The following is an 18,254-nucleotide window of genomic DNA, read 5'->3' as shown; positions in this document are numbered from 1 at the left end:
AGGTGTCAGAGGCGGCCGTTGCGGCGGAGGACGTCGATCGCGTGGACCGTGATGACGCCGCGCCAGTCGAGCGAGCCCGCCGGGGAGATCTTGGCGTAGTCGACCGTCCAGCCGCCGTCGTCCCGCTGGAGGGCGGCGAGCCGGTCCAGGTCGGCCGAGATCACGCCCGGGTCGAGCAGGTCCCGAACAGGCCGCCCGGGGGTGGGGGCGATGTCCAGCGGGCGTAGTTTCTCGTCCGCCGTGCCGCCCTCGACCGGCAGCGTCCCCTCGGGCGGGACGAACTTGCCCAGGCGGCCCAGCAGGGCGCCGGCGTCGTCCGGACGGGTGTCGTGCGCCGCGTCCAGGAAATGCAGTGCGAACGACAGGACGTAGGCGTGCGGCATCTCCTCCAGGGCCTCGATCGCCTCGAAGCAGTAGCCCACGGCCCGTTGCAGCCACGGGTGCGCGGCGACGGCCGGGTCGTGCGCGGCCACCCGCAGCGCGGCGGCCGCCGACACTGACGTGATCTGCAGGGACGAGACGGACGGATCGGCGGCGGCCCACCACGGCGCCGTCGCCTCGCCGACGGTGAGCGGCAGCGCCATGGGCAGGCCGCCGTCGGGCAGCGAGACCGACTCCAGCCAGTCGCAGAGGGCGGCGGCGTGCGGTGAGGTGACCGGCGGGTCGGCGAACCGCGCGACGCTCTCGAAGACCCCGAAGGCGTGCAGCGCGGCGCCGGGCTGGCTCTCGGGAGAGCGCAGGTCGGGCTCCAGCCCGAGGCCGTACCCGCCGTCGGGATTGCGGTAGGCGTCCAGCGCGGCGAGCGCGCCGGCGGTGTCGGACCCGCCCATGAGCAGGGCGAAGCAGCGGCGGTCGAGGACGCGTGCGTGGCCGGCCATGAACGATTCGGCGGCTCGGATGTCGATGTCCATGCCGCCATCGTGGTCCGCGGCCTGCCGCCCGGTCTTGCAGAATCCGGCCGTCCGGGCCGCGTGGCCTCCTGCCCGGGGTGACGTGACGTGTTACGGGGAACGATCGAACCATCACCCAGAGTGAACGGACGGGCGAGAATGCCGCGGGGGAGCGATGGCCGGCTGGAGGCGCGTGGTGCCGCGGTCGCTGCGCGCCCGGCTGACCATGCTCGCCGGGCTGATCGCCGTCCTGGTCTTCTCGACCACCTCGACGCTGATCCTGGCGCTGGTGCCCGGCAACCTGCGGGAGACGCTGGAGGCGCGGGCCGAGCTGGCCGTGCGGCGGGTCGCCGACGAGGCCCGTGCCGGGAGGCTGCCGCCGACCGTCGATGAGCCCGTTCGCGGCGAAGGGCACGAATCCGCCGTCCAGGTCGTCGACGAGCAGGGCCGGGTGCTGGCCGCCAGCATCGGGGTGGGCGGCCGGGGCCGGCTGGCCGGCTTCGTCCCCGACGGGTACGGGAACGTCGCCGACGAGGAGGTCCTGATGCGGCCGCCGGGCACCCGCCGGGCGCCCCCGGAGGAGTATCTGGTCGCGGCGATGCGGGTCCGGACGCCGGGCGGCCCCGTGGTGGTGTACGCGGCGGTCGATCTGGCCGAGGTCAGGCGCTCCCGCCTCCTGCTCAACCTGCTGATCTTCATCGGCACGCCGTTCGCGGTGCTGGTGGTGGCGTCGGTGGCGTGGTTCGCGGTGGGGTTGAGCCTGCGTCCGGTCGAGCGGATCCGGGCGCAGCTGGAGGAGATCAGCGGCCGGGACCTGAGCCGCCGGGTGCCGGTGCCCGGTTCCGAGGACGAGATCGCCCGGCTGGCCGCCACCACCAACGCCACGCTGGGACGGCTGGAACGGTCGGCCGAGGCGCAGCGCCGTTTCGTCGCCGACGCCTCGCACGAGCTGCGCAGCCCGATCACCGCGCTGCGGCTCCAGATGGAGGCCGAGTGCGTCGCGCCCGAGGCGGCCGACTGGCCCGAGGTCTGCCGCCGCGTCCTGGTCGCCACCGAGCGGCTCGCGGGGATCGTGGACGAGCTGCTGATGCTGGCCCGGCTGGACGCGGGCGCGACCGCCGAGCGCCGGGTCGTCGACCTGTCCCTGCTGGCGGCCGACCAGATCAGGCGGCGCGCCGGGGGACGGGTACCGGTGCACGGCGACATGGCGCCCGACGCGGTGGTGTTCGGCTCGCCGGTCCAGCTGGACCGGTCGCTGACGAACCTACTCGACAACGCCGTCCGGCACGCCCGGGAGCGGGTGGACCTGCGGGTCGCGGTCGAGGGCGGCCAGGTCGTGGTGACCGTGACCGACGACGGGCTCGGGATCGCCCCGGAGGACCGGGAGCGGGTCTTCGAGCGCTTCACCCGGCTGCGCGAGGGCCGCCGGCTCGACAAGGGCGGCAGCGGCCTGGGGCTGCCGCTGTCCAGGGAGATCGCGGCCGCGCACGACGGCACCCTGGTCGTCGAGGACAGCCCGCGCGGCGCCCGCTTCGTACTGCGGCTGCCGCGCAGCCCGGCGCCCGCCGACGGACTCTAGAGGTCACGGCGACCGGTGCGCGCCTCAACCGGTCGCCGTGACCCGTCCCCCTGCCCAGTGTGCGCGGTCGCCGGCCCCGGGGCGGCGGCCGGACCCGGCCGCCGCCCGCCCCCCGACCATGAGCCGATGCGAGCCTCTCTCCCACAGGGTGCGATGACGGTATTGCCTACCCGGACGTAGGTTCGCGGCAACGACGCCCCGGTCGACGAACGGCCGAATAGGCGCGCCAAGTGGTCGCTCCATTGCGGTGTGTTCGGTCCGGTCATGCGTGCACGTCCGGAACCGGCGCTACAGGTAGAGGCCGAACAGCTCCTCCGGATGATCGAGCAGCGGCGGCAGATCGTCCGCACGCAGCGTGATCAGCTCCTTCTTGCTCGGCGGCCGGGCGTCCGCGCCGTTCTCCGCCGCCCTGCCGGTCCCGGCCGCCTTCCCGTTGGCGGCCGCCTTGCCGTTGGCGGCGCGCCCGGCGTCCCGGGACGCCGACGCCACCCGCTGCGCCTGGTTGGCCACCGCCACGTCGAGGAGGTTGCGCATCAGCCGGCCGTTCCCGAACGACGGCCCCCGCTGCACCCGCCGCAGCGACGAGCGCAGCAGGTCCGACGTGCCCGGCGCCAGCCGGAACCCGTCCGCCTCCGCCAGCCGCTCGAACACCGCCACCAGTTCGGCGTCGCTGTAGTCGGGGAAGTGCAGCTGCTTGGGGAACCGCGAGTCCAGGCCCGGATTGGCGGCCAGGAACTCCGCCATCTCCCGCTCGTACCCGGCGACGATCACCACCAGGTCGTCCCGGTGGTCCTCCATCAGCTTCACCAGCTCGGCGATCGCCTCGTGCCCGTAGTCGCTCTTGTGCGGCGATTGGGTGAGCGTGTACGCCTCGTCGATGAACAGCACCCCGCCGATCGCCCGCTCCACCAGCCGCCGCGTCCGCGGCGCGGTCTGCCCGATGTACTCGCCCACCAGATGGGCGCGGGACGCCTCCACCACGTGCCCCGACGACAGCACCCCGAGCCGCTTGTAGATCCGGCCCAGCAGCCGGGCCACCATCGTCTTGCCCGTCCCCGGATTGCCGGTGAACACCATGTGCCGGGTCGGCGGGCTGATCTTCAGCCCGTTCTCGCCGCGCAGCCGCGCCGCGTGCGTCCCGGCGACCAGCAGCCCGATCTCCTCCTTGATCGTCTCCAGCCCGGTGAGCTCGCGCAGCTCGGTCAGCGGGTTGCCGGGGCTCTGCGTGGTGTCCAGCGAGGCCGGGATGTCCCGCTTGCCGACCACCGGCTCCTCGCCCTCGGCCGTACGGGCCCGCACGGCCTCCACCACGACGTCGGCCAGGTACGGCGCGAGCCGGGCGTTGCGCAGCGTCTGCACCGGCGGCGCGGCCGCCAGCAGCTTGCCCGCCGCCGCGACCGCGTGCCGGGTGCCCCGCGCCCCGCGCTCCCGCAGCGCCCTGCGGAACAGCTCGGCGTGGCCGTGCTCGTCGAAGGGCACGGTGCGGGCGACGCGGAACCGGTGCGGCAGCACCGGGTTGATCTCGCGGATCCGCTCGTCCCCGCCGGTGTCGCACAGCGCCACCAGGTGCAGGTCCTCGTGCACCGCCAGCAGCCGGTGCAGCTCGCCCGCGATCGCCTCGCCGTTGCCCGGGTCGGTCACGATGCCGTCCAGGCCCTCGACGATCAGGAGCCGCTCGCCGGCGCAGTCGCGGACGTCGGCGTGCAGCTTGGCGACGGCGTCCGACAGGCGCTGTCCCACGAACAGGTTGTCGGTCAGCCAGACCGGGTCACGGGCCAGGTTGAGCGCCTTGCCCAGCTCCTGCGCCGCGTCCCGCTTGCCCGTGCCGTCCGGGCCCACCAGCAGCAGCCGCACCGGCTCGCGGCCGCGGCTCAACTCCGCCAGCGCCCGGCTCACCTCCGGCTGCCCGACCAGCCCGCTGGCCACCGCGGACGGCTCCGCCGCCGGGGCCCGCACGGCGGCCGCCGCGACCGGCTTCAGCTCGTCCACCAGCGGGTTCACCACGCGGCGGCGCGGCACGAACAGGCGCCGCAGATCGGTCTGGAACTGCCCGACCGGGATCCACTCCGGCCTGGGGAACCACGGGTCGCCCGGCAGCCCCTGCACCGTCGCGATCCACCGCATCGCCATGTCGAGCCAGGCCCGGCAGGCGTCGACCGCGCCCGCCACCAGCGCCCGTACCAGCCATGCCCGGGTCCGCTCCTGCCACGCGGCCGCCTTGAACCCGCCCCGCTCGGCCGGGAACCGCGCCTGCAGCTCCCGGTAGCGGTCCTCGCCCAGCGCCGCCACCAGCTCGCCGGGGACGTCCTCCATGTTGCCCTGGAGCAGCAGCTGGATCAGGTGCGTCTCCACCGTCTCGTCGCGCGGCGCCACGTCCACCAGGTGCTCGTACGCGGCCAGCAGCCCCGCCGTCACCCATTCCAGGTAACCCACCGGCCCCATCAGCTCGGGCACGGCCGAGAGGATCTCGTCGTCGGCGTGGGAGTGCCAGTGCTCGCGCAGTTCCAGCTTGGGCAGGTTCATGTCGCACTGCGGCGGATCGTCGTACAGGCGCAGCAGCGCCTTGCGGCGGTGCTCCAGCGGCTCGACGCCCTCCAGGACCTCCAGGCAGTCCCGGGCCAGGGAGATCGCCAGCTCCCGGTCGGGGGCCTCCACCAGCCAGTCCACGGGTGGCCGCCACCGGCCGCCCGGGGCGTCCCACCGGGTCATCCGGGTGCTGAGCGGCCCGGGATTGACCAGATGCCGGTGCAGGAGCCGTTCGGGCAGCTGCGAGTACGAGCCCGCCTTGATCGCCCCGCCGCCCGGCAGGAACGCCAGGATCCCGAAGATCTCCGCCGTCACCAGCGAGGCCGGCAGCGTCAGCAGCTTGTGGTCGTCGGTGGTGAGCCCGGCGCACCGCGGATCGCGCGCCAGCGCGTCGATCCGCGCCCCGATCTCCTCGAACAGCCCGTCCGGCACCCGCCAGGGCCCGTACGAGTAGACGTCGAGGACCGGCTCGTCGGTGAGCAGTAGCCCCAGATGATCCGGCAGCCGCAACGCATTCTCCCCAAGAGTGACTAAAATCGGGGTAACAGCCTATGGTTCCGGAGCGCCTGGCTTCTCCATCGGAGCCGGCCCCCCCACCCCGTTCCATTGAACTGGCACCGGCCGCGAACCACCCCCGCGTTCACCCAGGACGTACAGAGCCGCGGTCAACGGCCCGGTCCGAGGGCCTCCCGCGCCCAGCGGGCGGCCTTGAGGGCTTGCCGCGACGTGCCCATGCCGCCGCTGCCGAGCCGCTCCCCGAGCCGGTAGCGGCCGGCGAGCACACGATCAGGCATAGGCGTCCTTTCCAGGATCAGGTGGGACGGCGTAGGGCTTCTATGGCCAGGCGCGCGGTGGTGCCGATGGCGGCGTCGGCCTCCGGCAGGACGGCGACCGGGAGGAGCGAGCGGGTGAAGACAGCCACCGCGTAGCGGCCGCCGTCCGGGTATTCGACCACGCCGATCTCGATGCGCAGCGTGGGGAGGGTACCGGTCTTGCCGCTGACGCGGACGTCGTCGTAGGGGAACCCGGACGACAGGCGGTGCGGCCATACCTGGAGGCCCAGGAGGCGGCGCATCTGTTCGCAGTCCTCGGGTGTGCCCGCCTCGTCCCGCCAGATGAGCGAGAGGAGGCGGGTCATCTCCTTGGGGGTGCTGGCGCTGGTGTGGGCGGGGTCGAGGACGCGCAAAGAGGGCAGGAGGCCGGGCTCGTCCAGGCGCGGCCACAGTTCGCCGAGGCTGTCGACGCCGGCGTCGCGCAGCAGGAGGTCGTGCAGGCGGCGGGCGTCGCCGTCGACGCGGGTGCGGCGCAGCCCGAGCGCGGCGATCGCCGCGTCGACCGCCTCCTGGCCGACCCGGGCGAACAGGAGGTCGGCCGCGGTGTTGTCGCTCACCGCGATCATGAGGTAGCACAGGTCGCGCAGCGACATCCGCACCTCGTCCAGCATCACCGACACGCCGGTGGGGCCGTCGGTGCGGCCGCCGGGCGGGAGCGTGACCGGCTCGGTCGGGTCCAGCAGGCCGGCGGCGGCCTGCCGGTAGAATGCCACCAGCAGCGGCACCTTGAACACCGACGCCAGCACCACCGGGTCGCCGTCGCGGATGCCGATCTCCCGCCCGCTGTCCACGTCGATCGCGTGCAGGAAACCGGTGACGCCCGCGTTCCGGAACACCGCCTCGATCCGGCCGATCGCCTCGCCGCTCATGCCAGGAACCCCGCGGCCGGACGGGGCGGGACGCGGCGCACCGGGGGCCGGTCGAGCGGCACCATGCCCGCCTCGCGGCGCAGCGCGGCGGCCGCGGCGGAGACGAAGTCGGCGATGGCCGGATCGGGCTCGGCGGCCTGCCGCCAGGCGCACGAGGTCCGCCACGCCAGCGGTTCCCCGGCCAGCGGCCGCCAGACCACCCCGGCGGTGTCGCCGGTCCGGGGCGCGAGCGCGACGGCGGTCCCGGCCAGCACCAGGCCGAGCGCGAACTGCGGATTGGCCGTCTCGTGCACGGCCGGCGGGTCGTAGCCGTGCCGGCGGCAGATGACCAGCAGCTCGTCGTAGGTTCCGGGCGCCTCGTCCCTGGGGAAGATCACCAGCTCCCGTCCCGCGAGATCGGCCAGCCGCACCTCCTCCGGGTCCTCGCCCGCCGGGCGGGGCAGCAGGACGCCCACCGGCTGCCCGAGCATGGGCCCCAGCGCCAGCTCCCGGGTGTCGCACGGATGCCGCAGCACGCCCGCGTCCAGGACGCCGTCGGCGAGCGCGCGGGCCTGCTCGTCGGTGGGCAGCTCGCGCAGGTCGAGCCGCAGGTCGGGACGGTGCTCCCGGAACGCGGCGATGATCGCGGCGACCACGTCGCCGCCCAGGCCGGAGGGCAGCCCGGCGCGCAGCACGCCCGCGCCGCCGTCCCGGGCCCGCTCGGCCAGGGCGTAGATGCGGTCCGCCCGGGCCAGGAACTCGCGGGCCTCGTCGAGCAGCAGCCGGCCGGGGGCGGTGAGCGCGACCCGACGGCTGGACCGGTCGAAGAGCCGCACGCCCAGTTCCCTCTCCAACCGCTGGATTCGCTGGCTGAGCGGCGGCTGCGCCATGCCGAGACGGTCGGCGGCGTGCCCGAAGTGCAGTTCCTCGGCCACGACGACGAAGCACCTCAGGTGCCCCACCAGGTTCACGAGCCGGGATCATACCAATCCGGATATCGTCCCCGGGCTCAGGTGCGTACGGTGCGGGCCGCGGCCAGGTGGAAGTGGGACAACCGGTGCAGCGCGGCGGCGCGCTCGTCCGGGGGCTCGTCGGTCTCGGCGCGCTGGCGGGCGTAGAGCTCGACCAGGGCGTGGTAGCGGTAGTGGCCGGCGGCCGGGGAGCGCAGCAGGCTCCCGTCGACCAGCGATTCGCACAGCTCGTCGGCCTCGTGCTCGGGCAGGCCGAGCAGCGCGGCGGCGGCCTCCCGCGTGATCGTCGGGCTCTCGGCCAGCGCCAGCAGCCGGAACGCGCGCCGCTGCGCCGGGTCCAGCTGGTCGTACCCGAGCTGGAACACCGCCTCGACGGCCAGGCCCGCGACGCGCAGCTCGGCCAGCCTGCGGCGCCGGTCGGCGAGCCGTTCCACGAGGGACGCGACCGTCCAGGACGGGCGGGCGGCCAGCCGGGCGGCCACGATCCGCACCGCCAGCGGCAGGTGCCCGCAGGCGGCCAGCAGGTCGCGGGCGGCGGCCGGCTCGGCGGCCAGCCGGTCCTCCCCGGCGACGCGCCCGGCCAGGACGCGCGCCTCGCCGGGCTCCATGACGTCCAGGTCGACCGGCCGTCCGGCGCCCAGCCCGCCCAGCTTGGACCGGCTGGTGATCAGCACCGCGCAGCCGGGGGAGCCGGGCAGCAGCGGCCGGACCTGGCGGGCGTCGCGGGCGTCGTCGAGCAGCACGAGCACCCGCCGCTCGGCCAGCCGGGTGCGGTACAGCGCGGCGCGCTCGCGGAGACCGGACGGGATCGCGTCCCGTTCCACGCCGAGGGCCGGCAGGAACGCGCCCAGCACCGGATGCGGGTCGGTGCCCGCGACGCGCAGGTTGACGTAGAGCTGGCCGTCGGGAAAGCGCGCCCGGACGCGGTGCGCGACGTGCAGGGCCAGCGCCGTCTTGCCGACCCCGGCCGGGCCGGCGATCGGCACCAGCGCCACCGCCCGCCGCGGCTCGGCCAGCAGCGCCGCCAGCTCCTCGACGAGCCGCGCGCGGCCGGTGAAGTCGGGCACGTCGCCCGGCAGTTGCGCGGGCGGGCGTCCGGCCGGTACGGGCTCGTCCGGCCCGATGTGCTTGCTTTCGGTCAGCAGGCGTTGGTGGAGGGCGGCCAGGTCCTGGCCGGGCTCGATGCCCAGGTCTTCGACGAGGGTGCGGCGGGTCTCGGCGTACACGGCCAGCGCCTCGGCGTGCCGTCCGGCGCGGTGCAGCGCGAGCATGAGCCGGCCGCGCAGCCGCTCGCGCAGCGGATGCGCGGCGACCAGGGCGGACAGCTCGGGCACGAGCTCGGCGTGCGCGCCCAGCTCCAGGTCCAGTTCCAGCCGGGTCTCCAGGGCGGCCAGCCGGCGCTCGGCCAGCCGGATCCGCTGGGCCCGCGCGTACGGGCCGGGCACGCCCGCCAGCGGCTCGCCGCGCCATCGGCTCAGCCCCGTGCGCAGCAGTTCGCGGGCCGCCGCGGGCCGTCCCGCGGAACGGGCCCGCGCGGCCGCGGCGACGTCGCGTTCGAAGAGGGCCGCGTCGAGCGCCTCGGGCGGGAGCCGGAGCGCGTAGCCGTCACCGACCGACGCCATGATCCGGTAGCCGCCGTCGCGGTCGGGCTCCAGCAGGCGGCGCAGCCCGGACGCGTAGGTGCGCAGGGCGCCGACCGCGCGCCGGGGCGGCGCGTCCCCCCAGACGGCCTGGACCAGTTCTTGCGCGGTGGCCGGACGGCCCTCCCTGAGCAGCAGCGCGACCAGCACGGCCCGCTGCTGCGGCGGGCCCAGCGGCAGCTCGGTCCCGCCGCGCCGGGCGAGCGGGGGGCCGAGGACGGCGAACTCGAAGGTGTGCGACGTGGCGGACATTTCCATTGCGTAAGTACCCTATGAGCCGATTCAGACGGGCGGACGACGGCTTCTCGAAGATCGTCCGAATGAGGTGAAAGACTCCGCCACTGTGGACACTCCCGCGTTGCGCTTCACCGTGCTCGGCCCCGTGCGCGCATGGCGGGGCCCCGCCGAACTGGACCTCGGCGGCCCGCAGCAGCGGGCCGTGCTCGCCGTGCTGCTCCTGAACCGCGGCCGCGCCATGCCGATCGAGGGCCTGGTGAACGCGCTGTGGGGGGACCAACCACCCGCCCGGGCCGTAGGAACGGTACGCACCTACGCCTCCCGGTTGCGCCGAGTCCTCGAAGACGACCGGGCCAACCCGGAGGTCCTGGTCTCGACCGGGAAAGGCTACGTCCTCCGTACGGAACCGGGCATGCTCGACGCGGACGTTTTCGCGGCCCGCGCGGACAAGGCGGGCCGGGCCCGCGCCGCGGGCGATCCGGCACGGGCACGCGAACTTTACGGCCAAGCCCTGGACCTCTGGGACGGCGCGCCGCTGCCCGGGCTGCCCGGCCCCTACCTCCAGGCACGCCGGCTGCGCCTGGCGGAGCGGCGGCTGGCGGTCCTCCAGGCGCGGCTGGAGGCCGATCTCGAGCTGGGCCGGCATGCCGAGATCGTGGGCGAGCTGGCCGTGCTGAGCGCGGAGCATCCGCTGCGGGAGCCGCTGCTCGGCCTGCTGATGCTGGCGCTCTACCGGTGCGGACGCCAGGCGGAGGCGCTGACCGCCTACACCTCGGCGCGCCGGACGCTGGTGGGGGAGCTGGGCGTCGACCCGGGCCCCGAGCTGCGCGCTCTGCACGAGCGGATCCTCCGGAACGACGCCGCGCTGGCCGCGCCCGTCCCGGCGGGCGAGGAAGGCGGTCCTTACCAGCGGCCTGCCTCGCTGCCCGCGGACCTGGCCGACTTCACCGGGCGTGCCGCGCTGGTCGACCGCCTGACCGGATGGCTGGTGTCCGAGCGGCGCGAGGCGCCCGCCGTCATCGCCGTGTCGGGGGTCGGCGGCGTCGGCAAGACGGCGCTGGCGGTGCACGTCGCGCACGCCGCACGGGACGCCTTCCCCGACGGCCAACTGCACATCGACCTGCAGGGCGTGAGCGAGCACCCCGTGCCGCCCGCCGTGGCGCTGGGGGAGTTCCTGCGCGCGCTCGGCGTGCCCGCCGGCTCCGTCCCGGAAGGGGAGGGCGAGCGGTCCGCGCTCTTCAGATCGCTGCTCGCCGACCGGCGCGTGCTGATCTTCCTCGACAACGCCCGGGACGCCGAGCAGGTCCGGCCGCTGCTGCCCGGCACGCCGGGCTGCGCCGCCCTGGTGACCGCGCGGGCCAGGCCGGGCGGTCTCCCCGGCGCCCACCCGGTCGATCTCGACGTGCTCGACCCGGTGGAGGCGATCGCGCTGTTCACCGGGATCGTCGGGCCGCGCGCCGCGGCCGAGCGCGGCGCCGTGGTCGACGCGGTCGGGCTGTGCGGGTTCCTGCCGCTGGCCGTCCGGATCGCCGCGGCCCGGCTGGCGGCGCGGCCCGGCTGGTCGGTGGGGTCGCTGGCCGCCCGGCTGGCCGACGGCCGGCGCCGGCTGGCCGAGCTGCGGATCGGCGACCTGGCCGTCGAGGCCACCTTCCGGCTGGGATACGACCAGCTCGACCCGGCCACCGCGCGGGCCTTCCGGCTGTTCGCCGTCCCGGACACCGGCCAGGTATGCCCGCCCGGCGCCGCCGCGCTGCTCGGCACGTCCCAGGCGGAGGCCGAGCGGATGCTGGAGGCGCTGGTCGATCTGGGCCTGATGGATTCCCCGGCCCCGGACTGCTACTGCTACCACGACCTGCTGTGGCTGTTCGCCCGGCAGATCCCCGAGCCGCCCGGCGAGCAGGGCGAGCGCCGGGCCGCGCTGCGCCGGCTGCTGCGGTTCGCGCTGGCCGCCCAGCGGGAGGTGTTCCGCCTGGTGCGGCCGGGCGCCCCGGTGGCCGTGGCCGCCCCGGTCGCGACGGATGCGGTGGAGTTCCCCAACGCGCACGAGGCCCGCGAGTGGGCCTTCCACGAGCTCACCAACATGCTGACCATCGTCCGCCAGGTCGCCGTCGAGGCGCGGGAGCACCGGGACGGCTCCCTAGGCGAGGCGGCCGATCTGCTGCTCGCCCTCGACCCGCTCCTGGAGGACGGCTACCGCTGGGACGATGCCCGCCCGGCGGCCCGTGCCGTCCTGGACGAGGCGCTGCGCAGCGGTGACCGCAGGGCCGAGGCGCGGGCCCGGTTCGTCCTCGGCCGCGGCTTCACCCACACCAGCCGCCTGGCCGAGGCCCGCGAGCACGCCGGACGCGTGACCGCGCTCTGCCGGAAGACCGGCGACCGGGTACTGCTGCTGGCCGCCTTCGACCTGCAGGCCCACATCGCCTTCTACGAGCACGACCTGGGCGCGGCCATCGAGCACGTCGAGCGGGCCCTGGAGCTGGGCCGCGAGTTCGGCGACGGGGCGGGCGAGGCCGAGCGCACCGGCAACCTCGCCTACGCCTACGCGGAGGTCGGGGAGGCGGCCAACGCCGTCCTGGCCGCCGAACGCAGTCGCGAACTGGCCCGCGAGGCCGGGCACGGCGCGGCCGAGGCGTACGCCCTCTACACACTCGGCATCGCGCTGCGCGAGCTGGGCCGGCTGGACGAGGCGCTGGCCCGCTTCGACGACGGGCTGGCGATCTGCTGGTCGCAGGGGCTGCGGGCGCGCGAGTCGTACATCCTGCTGCGGATCGCCGAGACCCACCTGCGGCGCGGGCGGGCAGCCGAGGCCCTCGACCCCGCCGGGCGGTCGCTGGCGGTCAGCCGGGAGATCGGCGAGGAGTACCAGCAGGGCCGCGCGCTCACCGCCCTGGGCTCGACCCTGGTCGCGCTCGGCGACCGGGACGGCGCGCGCCGCCGCTGGGCGGAGGCGCTGGCGCTGTTCGGCGAGCTGGAGGTCGCCGAGGCCGACGACGTGCGGCGCCTGCTCGACGGGATCGCCGCGGCCCGGCCTTGAAGATCGTCAGCCGGGGCCGGCCGGGGGCGGCGCGGTCGAGGTCCGCACGACCAGCTCGCCCGGCAGCGCGCGGGACGGCGGGCGGCCGCCCTCCAGCAGCTCCAGCAGCGCGCTCATGCCCTGCGCCCCCAGCTCCTGCGCGGGCAGCCGGACGGTGGTCAGCTCCGGCTCCAGCGCCCGGGCGATCTCCACGTCGTCGAACCCGGTGACCGACAGGTCGCGGGGGATCTCCAGGCCGCGCGCCCGCGCCGCCTTGTACGCCCCGGCCGCCAGCAGGTCGTCGTCGCAGATCAGCGCGGTGGGACGATGTGGCAGGTCCAGCAGCCGCCCGGCGGCCTCCTTGGCCGAGTGGACCTCGATGCGCCCCGCGGCGCGGTCGAGGGTCCCGCCGGGCAGCGCCGCGACGGCCGCGGCGGCGGCGTCGCCGCGCGCCCGGAACGTCCACTCGTCCACCGCGGCCGCGACATGGCCGAACCGCCGGTGGCCGAGCGCCGCCAGATGCGCCACGACGGCGCGCATGCCGTCCTCGACCGCGAAGTCGACGGCGGGCGCGGCGCCCGCCGCGGCGGGGCCGCTGTCGAGCATGACCAGCGGCGCCGGGCCGAACCCGCGCAGCGCGTCCAGGGTCATGGACGAGGCGATGATCCCGTCGATCGCGTCCTGCGGCGCCGCGAACGGGCTCCCGGCCGGACCCGCGTCGTCGGGCGGGTAGACCACGACGGCGAGCCCGTTCCGGGCCGCGACCCGGGCGGCGCCGATGTAGACGGCGCCGAAGAACGGCGCGGTGATGGTCGGGATCACCAGCAGGACCGTGCGGGTGGTGCCGAGGCGCAGGTTGCGGGCGGCGGCGTTGGGCCGGTAGCCGAGCCGCTCGGCGGTCTCCTGGACGGCCCGCGCGGTGGCGGGCGACACCCGCCCGGTCCATTTCCGGCCGAGGACGAGCGAGACGGTGGACTGCGAGACCCCGGCGGCCTGGGCCACGTCCTTGCTGGTGGGGCGCGCGGAACGGCCGTTGACGGTCTCCCCGGCCTCGGTCACGGCGCGCTCCTCGCGATCTCGCTCGATGAAAAACAGGGTAGAGCCGACCCCGGTCTTGGTGGTACGTATGACGTGAAACGTAATACGTATGACGAACTCCGAGCGGGCTCGGAGACGGCTCAACGGCGGCCCCGAGACGTCACGGAGAGTGAATGCGCGTCTACCTCGACTTCCTGCGGACCACCCACGCCGCCCGGCTGCTCGGCGGAACGCTGCTGGGACGGCTGCCCAACGGCATGGGCATGCTCGCGGTCGTCCTGCACGTGCGCGCCGAGGGCGGCGGCTACCCGCTCGCCGGCACCCTCGCCGCCGTCTTCGGCCTGGCCACGGCCGCGGGCCAGCCCGTCCTGGGCCGGACCATGGACCGCTTCGGCCAGCCCCGCGTCCTGCTCCCGGCGGCGCTGCTCTCCGCCGCCGGGTTCGGGCTGCTCGCGCTGACCGGCGGCGACCCGCTGCCGGTCACGGCCGGCGCGGTCGTCCTCGCCGGGTTCGCCACCCCGCCGCTGGAGGCCGGCCTGCGCGCCCTGTGGAGCCTGGTGCTGCCGGGCCCGGCACAGGTCAAGGCCGCGTACGCGCTGGACGCCGCCGCGCAGGAGACCCTCTACACGGTCGGCCCGCTCCTCGTCGTCGCGGCCGCGCTGATCAACACCGAGACCGCGCTGCTGCTCACCGGCGCCCTCGGCGTCGCCGGCACGCTCGTCATCACCACCTCCGGGCCGTCCCGCGCCTGGAAGGGGGAGCCGCGCGCCGCAGACTGGGCGGGACCGCTCCGCGAGCCCGGCCTGCGCGTGCTCTTCATGGCCCTGACCTGCGCCGGCATCGCCCTGGGCGTGTACGCGGTGGCCGTGGTCGCCTACGCCGAACGCGCCCGCGACGACCTCGCCTCCGGGCTCCTCCTCGCCGCGATGTCCGCCGGCGCCCTGGCGGGCGGCCTGGTGTACGGCGCGCGGTCCTGGCCCGGCGAGGAGCACCGGCGCTTCCCCTGGCTGATGGCCGCGCTCGCCGCCGGCTACCTCCCGCTCGTCTGGGCCCCCACGCTGCCGATCATGACGGTGCTGGCGTTCGGCAGCGGCCTGTTCCTCGCGCCCATGCTGGCGTGCAGCTTCACCCTGGTGGACCGGCTGGCGCCGAGCGGGACGGTCACCGAGGCGTTCGCGTGGATCGTCGCCGCGGTCGCGGTGGGCGGCGCCCTCGGCTCCGCCGCCGCCGGACTGGGCCAGGACCTCGGGGGCGTCCCCGGCGCGTTCGCGGCCGCCGGGCTGGGCGGCCTGCTCGCCCTGGCCGTCTGCCTGCTCGGCGCCCGGACCTACCGTCCCCGCGCCGAGCCCGGCCCCGGCAGGCTTCCCGAGTCGGCCGCGCGCCCGCTCTGACCGGGCCGGACCCGGCTCAGACCCACTTCTTGAACCAGATCCGGTCCAGCCAGGCGTCATACGGCATGATCTTGGCGGCCAGGATCGGATAGAAGTAGGCGAAGTTCGCCAGCACCAGCAGCACGAACGCGCCCGCCGCCGCGGCCCCCACCACCCGGCGGATGCTGACCTGCCCGTTCTCCTTGAAGATGGCCGTCGCCCCGCCGGGGGACACCACCAGGGGGCCCAGGGGCAGGCCGTGGAGCCCCGTGGCGGTGCCGTGCCCGGCCACCGGGCCGGAGCCCGGCGACCCGGCCTGCGCCGGGTCCCTCGGTCTCGGTTCTCTGCGTGCCGGGCCCATCAAGTAGCCGAACACCAGGACGATCGCCAGCACCATGAACGGCAGCATCGGCGTCGCGTAGAACAGGAACATGGTGCGGTCGGCGAAGGCCGACGGGAACCAGGTCAGCCAGCCGCCCAGGAAGCCCAGCAGGATCGCGCCCGCACGCCAGTCGCGCAGTGCCAGCCACAGGGCCGCCACCGCGACCAGGGCCAGCAGCGCCCCCCACCACAGGGCCGGAGTGCCGATCCCCAGGATCTCGCGAGAGCACCGCTCGGCGCCGCAGACGCCCTTGGGCTCGCTGTAGAAGAACGCCACCGGACGCCGCAGGACCGGCCAGTCCCACGGCCAGGACTGGTAGGGATGCTCGGAATCGAGCCCGGTGTGGAACTCCAACATCTCCGCGTGGTAGCCCCACAGGTTGGGCAGCGCCTCGAACGGCCGGGCGAGGACGAACCCGGCGACCTCGCCGCGCCCCCAACCGCCCGGCCGGAAGATCCACCCCCACCAGGTGGCCAGGTACGTCACCGCGCCCACCAGCACCAGCTGCGCGAATGCGGGAACGGCGTCCAGCAGCAGCGCCCCGGGGAGCGGCCGCCGCACCCCCGCCGCCCGGCGCGCGCCGTAGTCCCAGAACACGATCATGATCCCGAACACGGCGACGTAGAAGATCCCGGTCCACTTGGTGGCGCAGGCCAGGCCCAGGCAGACCCCGGCGGCGATGCGCCAGCCGTGCAGCACGAACGGCCCGAACCCGGACGCTCCGCCGGCGTCCGTGATCCCGGCTTCGATCTTCTCGGCCAAGCGGCGCCTGGACCGGTCGCGGTCGGCCACCAGGCAGGCGAACCCGGCCAGGATCCAGAACATCACGAAGATGTCCAGCAGCGCGGCCCGGCTGGTCACGAACTGCAGGCCGTCCAGCGCCAGCAGCAGCCCGGCCATGCAGCCCAGCAGGGTGGAGCCGGTCATCCGGCGGGCCACCCGGCACAGGATCAGCACCGACAGCGTGCCGCACAGCGCCGCCGCGAACCGCCAGCCGAACGGGGTGGCGCCGAACAGCCACTCGCCGATCGCGATCATCCACTTGCCGGCCGGGGGATGCGCCACGAACGACGGCCCCGCCGCCCAGATGTTCGCGTCCGGATCGGCGATGAGGAGCTTGTCGGCGTCCTTGACCGTGTTGTGCTCCCAGCCGAACTTCAGCAGCGCCAGCGCGTCCTTGGCGTAGTAGGTCTCGTCGAAGACCACGGCCTTGGGCATTTCCAGCCGGTCGAACCGCAGGAACCCGGCGAAGATCGTCACCAGCAGCGGGCCCAGCCAGCTCAGCACCACGTTTCCCGGAATGGGCGGGGCGAGCCAATCGCGCAGGGACGGCGGCTCGGACCGCCCTCCGGTGGCCCTTGCCGGCGCGAAATCCGTCATCGCCATTTGGCCATCGTACGGGCGCCCAGGGTGAGCACCGGGCCGTCCCGGCGAACCGGACGGCCCGGCCGGTGCCCGCGAGCGACGAGAATGGTCGCGTGACGGGGACGGTGAACGGGAACGCGACCGCCGGGACGGGCCGGCTGGTGCTGGCCGCGGCGCCGATCGGACGCGCCGACGACGCCTCGGCCCGGCTGCGCGCGGCGCTGGCCGAGGCGGAGATCGTCGCGGCCGAGGACACCCGGCGGCTCCGCCGGCTGGCCGCCGACCTGGACGTGCAGGTGCGCGCCCGGGTGGTGTCGTACTACGACCAGAACGAGCGGGCGCGGGCGGCCGAGCTGCTCGGCGAGCTGCTGGCCGGACGGGACGTCCTGGTGATCACCGATGCCGGGCTGCCGGGCGTCTCCGACCCCGGCTACCGGCTGGTCCAGGCGGCGGCCGCCGAGGGCGTGCCGGTGACCGCGCTGCCCGGCCCGTCGGCGGTCACCACGGCGCTGGTGGTGTCGGGGCTGCCCACCGACCGGTTCTGCTTCGAGGGCTTCCCGCCGCGCAAGCCGGGCGAGCGGGCGCGGCGGCTGGCGGCGCTGGCCGCCGAGCCCCGCACGATGGTGTTCTTCGAGTCGCCGCGCCGGCTGGAGAGCACGCTGGGGGCGATGGCGGCGGCGTTCGGCGCGGACCGTCCGGCCGCGGTCTGCCGGGAGCTGACCAAGACCTACGAGGAGATCCGCCGCGGCCCGCTGGCCGAGCTGGCCGCGTGGGCCGGCCCGGACGTGCGCGGCGAGATCACCATCGTGGTCGGCGGCGCGCCCGAGCCCGAGGGACTGTCCGACCCGGCCGACCTGGCCGCCGCGGTCGCCGCCCGGGAGGACGCCGGAACGCCCCGCAAGCAGGCCATCGCCGAGATCGCCAAGGAGAACGGCGTGCCCAAGCGGGTCGTGTACGACGCCGTCGTCGCCGCCCGCCAATAGACCCCCGGCATTCGGTCAAATCGGTTCGGATCCGGACGGTCCCGATGCCGCGTCCGGGGGGATACTGGAACCAGGAGCGCGCCCGGGCGCGCGAGCTGCCCCGGAGCGCGAAGTGGCGGTCACCAAGGGGGTGCAGGCTATGCACGAGGCATGGTCGAGCCACGAGACCTGGGTCTACGAGTGCCAGAACTGCTTCACGACCTGGGAAGAGGAATACGACGTCCGGCACAGCGCCGACGGCCATGGCGGCGAAGTGGAACTGTTCGAGAAGGACGGCCAGCGCTGCATGACCCCGTGGGTCGACCACGTCTGCCCCACCTGCGCGGGCCAGAACGTCAAGACGCTCCCGACGCCCTTGGGACGGCACGCCACGGCCACCCCGTCGGGCAACCGCGAGGACCTGGAGCTGGTCTTCCGCCTCCGCCGCCTGCATGCGTACTAGTTGTACTGCCCACCCAGCCGCCGGTAAGGGCGCCGGGTGAAAGGGCCGCAGGACTGTGTCTCGAAGTGGCCTCAGGTACCGCGCGAGCGCGCTACCTGGCCGGTTAGGCGACGCCGGAGGCGAGCCTCACCGGCCAG

The 18,254-nt window shown here is 75.2% G+C and carries 13 protein-coding genes; 5 read left to right on the top strand and 8 right to left on the bottom strand.

What is annotated here, in order from left to right; genetic code table 11:
• Positions 1 to 5: 5 nt before the first annotated feature.
• Positions 6 to 911 carry a hypothetical protein gene (locus ABD340_RS18800; RefSeq protein WP_344590277.1) on the bottom strand — a complete coding sequence of 302 codons (906 nt, stop codon included), beginning with the start codon at positions 909 to 911 and terminating at the stop codon, positions 6 to 8.
• 154 nt (positions 912 to 1,065) lie between these two features.
• Between ABD340_RS18800 and ABD340_RS18795 the strand changes: the two genes are divergently transcribed.
• A complete protein-coding gene (locus tag ABD340_RS18795) occupies positions 1,066 to 2,469 on the top strand; it encodes a sensor histidine kinase (RefSeq protein ID WP_344590276.1) in 1,404 nt (467 codons plus the stop codon).
• 288 nt (positions 2,470 to 2,757) lie between these two features.
• Here the strand turns inward: ABD340_RS18795 and ABD340_RS18790 are convergent, their stop codons facing one another.
• The 5 genes from ABD340_RS18790 to ABD340_RS18770 all read right to left on the bottom strand — a co-directional run bounded on the left by ABD340_RS18790 (position 2,758) and on the right by ABD340_RS18770 (position 9,539).
• Positions 2,758 to 5,505, bottom strand: a complete 2,748-nt coding sequence (locus tag ABD340_RS18790; RefSeq protein ID WP_344590275.1) for an AAA family ATPase — start codon at positions 5,503 to 5,505, stop codon at positions 2,758 to 2,760.
• 155 nt (positions 5,506 to 5,660) lie between these two features.
• Positions 5,661 to 5,789: a hypothetical protein gene (locus ABD340_RS18785; RefSeq protein ID WP_344590274.1), complete on the bottom strand. Its 129-nt coding sequence runs from the start codon at positions 5,787 to 5,789 to the stop codon at positions 5,661 to 5,663.
• Positions 5,790 to 5,806: 17 nt separating this feature from the next.
• Positions 5,807 to 6,697, bottom strand: coding sequence for a serine hydrolase (locus tag ABD340_RS18780; RefSeq protein WP_344590273.1), 891 nt, complete (start codon positions 6,695 to 6,697; stop codon positions 5,807 to 5,809).
• Positions 6,694 to 7,647 carry a LysR family transcriptional regulator gene (locus ABD340_RS18775; protein ID WP_344590272.1) on the bottom strand — a complete coding sequence of 318 codons (954 nt, stop codon included), beginning with the start codon at positions 7,645 to 7,647 and terminating at the stop codon, positions 6,694 to 6,696. The genes ABD340_RS18780 and ABD340_RS18775 overlap by 4 nt, the downstream gene beginning before the upstream one ends.
• A 38-nt stretch (positions 7,648 to 7,685) precedes the next feature.
• Positions 7,686 to 9,539, bottom strand: a complete 1,854-nt coding sequence (locus tag ABD340_RS18770) for an AfsR/SARP family transcriptional regulator (RefSeq protein WP_344590271.1) — start codon at positions 9,537 to 9,539, stop codon at positions 7,686 to 7,688.
• Between the two features lie 91 nt (positions 9,540 to 9,630).
• Between ABD340_RS18770 and ABD340_RS18765 the strand changes: the two genes are divergently transcribed.
• Positions 9,631 to 12,558: an AfsR/SARP family transcriptional regulator gene (locus ABD340_RS18765; protein ID WP_344590270.1), complete on the top strand. Its 2,928-nt coding sequence runs from the start codon at positions 9,631 to 9,633 to the stop codon at positions 12,556 to 12,558.
• Between the two features lie 6 nt (positions 12,559 to 12,564).
• On the opposite strand, the gene ABD340_RS18760 is transcribed toward ABD340_RS18765, so the two are convergent.
• Positions 12,565 to 13,596: a LacI family DNA-binding transcriptional regulator gene (locus tag ABD340_RS18760; protein ID WP_344590269.1), complete on the bottom strand. Its 1,032-nt coding sequence runs from the start codon at positions 13,594 to 13,596 to the stop codon at positions 12,565 to 12,567.
• 152 nt (positions 13,597 to 13,748) lie between these two features.
• Between ABD340_RS18760 and ABD340_RS18755 the strand changes: the two genes are divergently transcribed.
• Entirely contained in the window at positions 13,749 to 14,966 is a 1,218-nt protein-coding gene (locus tag ABD340_RS18755) for an MFS transporter (protein WP_344590268.1), read from the top strand.
• A 16-nt stretch (positions 14,967 to 14,982) separates the two neighbouring features.
• Here the strand turns inward: ABD340_RS18755 and ABD340_RS18750 are convergent, their stop codons facing one another.
• Entirely contained in the window at positions 14,983 to 16,713 is a 1,731-nt protein-coding gene (locus ABD340_RS18750; RefSeq protein WP_344590267.1) for a dolichyl-phosphate-mannose--protein mannosyltransferase, read from the bottom strand.
• Positions 16,714 to 16,805: 92 nt separating this feature from the next.
• On the opposite strand from ABD340_RS18750, the gene rsmI reads away from it, so the two are divergent.
• Both rsmI and ABD340_RS18740 read left to right on the top strand, forming a co-directional pair.
• On the top strand, positions 16,806 to 17,675 hold the full coding sequence (gene rsmI, locus ABD340_RS18745) for a 16S rRNA (cytidine(1402)-2'-O)-methyltransferase (RefSeq protein WP_344590266.1): 870 nt from the start codon (positions 16,806 to 16,808) through the stop codon (positions 17,673 to 17,675).
• Positions 17,676 to 17,814: 139 nt separating this feature from the next.
• A complete protein-coding gene (locus tag ABD340_RS18740; RefSeq protein ID WP_344590265.1) occupies positions 17,815 to 18,117 on the top strand; it encodes a hypothetical protein in 303 nt (100 codons plus the stop codon).
• Positions 18,118 to 18,254: the final 137 nt, after the last annotated feature.

It is taken from the genome of Actinomadura vinacea, from assembly GCF_039532545.1.
Classification (GTDB): domain Bacteria; phylum Actinomycetota; class Actinomycetes; order Streptosporangiales; family Streptosporangiaceae; genus Spirillospora; species Spirillospora vinacea.
This window is presented reverse-complemented; position numbering and strand designations above follow the sequence as displayed.